This is a genomic window from Agarivorans sp. (assembly GCF_050295395.1).
Classification (GTDB): domain Bacteria; phylum Pseudomonadota; class Gammaproteobacteria; order Enterobacterales; family Celerinatantimonadaceae; genus Agarivorans.
Genome location: NZ_JBNKPP010000204.1, coordinates 1 through 1,679, shown reverse-complemented (window position 1 = coordinate 1,679; position 1,679 = coordinate 1). Strand labels below are relative to the sequence as shown.

The window sequence follows — 1,679 nt, the reverse complement described above, 5'->3', positions numbered from 1 at the left end:
CATCAATCGCCATTTGCTTACCGGGCATGGCATCCAAAGTAAAGCGGGCACTCACTTCGGCAATACGGCCAGCACCTTTAGTTACCACGACAAAGTTAATGATCATTAAGATGAGGAACACCACTAAGCCAACCGCGTAGTTGCCGCCAATCACCACCGAACCAAAGGCTTCAATCACATTACCCGCGGCGTCACCACCGTTATGCCCTTCCAACAACACCACTCGCGTGGACGCAACGTTCAACGCAAGTCGCAGCAAGGTGGCCACCAACAATACCGTTGGAAAGACGGCAAAATCCAGGGGACGTTTGGTATAAACAGCCACCAGCAACACCACCAAAGCCAGTGAGATATTAAAAGCAAACAGTATGTCCAGTAGCCATGCTGCCATCGGCAACACCACCATACCAAGCGTTGCTAGCACCACTAAAGGCGTGCCAAAGCCTTTGATTAGCTTGGGATCAACTTTTTTTAGATCTTGAAACTTAAAGCTGGTGAGACGATTGATGATTTCCATAAGTGTCGAAATACTGACTGGCTAACTACTGATAGCTCGACAAAAGCAATAACTGCGCCAATCGCCCTTAAAGACAAGATGGAATAAGAAAACTGAGCTTAATATCGCAATTCTTCTGGGATGGGTAAATCGTCGCTAACTGGCTTAGGCCGCTGGCCTTTGCCTTTACGGTATTGTTCAAGCTGGAATACAAAAGCTAAGACCTGAGCAACCGCAACATAAAGCCCTTCAGGAATATCTTGGCCTAATTTAGTGGTGTGATATAAGGAACGGGTTAACGCGGGAGAAGCCATAATTGGTACGTCGTAATGACGAGCTACTTCGCGGATCTTCAAAGCCACTTCATCAACCCCTTTGGCCACCACTTTTGGAGCGCCACTGCCCTCGCTGTCATACTTCAACGCCACCGAAAAGTGAGTTGGGTTGGTCACCACGACATCGGCTTGTGGTACGTCAGCCATCATCCGTCGAGCAGCCATTTCCATTTGCAAACGCCGGATCCGCCCTTTGATCTCGGGGCTACCTTCCATATTTTTGTGCTCGTCTTTTACTTCTTGCTTGGACATTTTTAGCTGTTTATTGTGATTCCAAATTTGGTAGGGAACATCAATTATCACAATAATAATGAGACTGCAGACTAAGGCGAGCAGCATCCACTGCAACATATCTAAGGCATTCACAATCGAACCAGGAATAGATTGCATGCTTAAACTGAGGATCTCAGAGAATTTCCAGGTTAATACTGCCCAAACCACCCCAGCTATCACCAAGACTTTAGCGACACTTTTAACAAATTCAACAAAAGCTTGAACCCCCAGCATTCGTTTAAATCCTTGCAAGGGGGACATTTTACTCGCTTTAGGCCGCGCCGCTTCCCAACTAAAAGAAAGACCGCCAAGCAGGATATTACCAATCAGCGCTGCCACAGTGATAAAGCCCATAATCCACAGCATTGGTTTAAACAATAGCCAAGCCATTACCCCAATATTGCGTAACATCAGATTGACATCAAATACTTGCTCTCGGCTCATGGTAAACGCAATTTGAAACACCTTGACCATCGACTCGGCTAGCATGCTACCAAAGCCCATGATGGCCAGTGCGGCACTAATCAAAACCGCAGCCGTGCCCAACTCTTTAGAACGGGCTATCTGGCCTTTTT

Annotated in this window: 2 protein-coding genes; both read right to left on the bottom strand. The window is 47.0% G+C overall.

What is annotated here, in order from left to right:
• Window positions 1-517: FHIPEP family type III secretion protein (locus ACQY6Q_RS11795; protein ID WP_427981667.1), on the bottom strand; the 517-nt coding region annotated here is incomplete at its 3' end.
• A 98-nt stretch (window positions 518-615) separates the two neighbouring features.
• A partial coding sequence (flhB, locus tag ACQY6Q_RS11790) for a flagellar biosynthesis protein FlhB (RefSeq protein ID WP_427981665.1) occupies window positions 616-1,679 on the bottom strand: 1,064 nt, incomplete at its 5' end.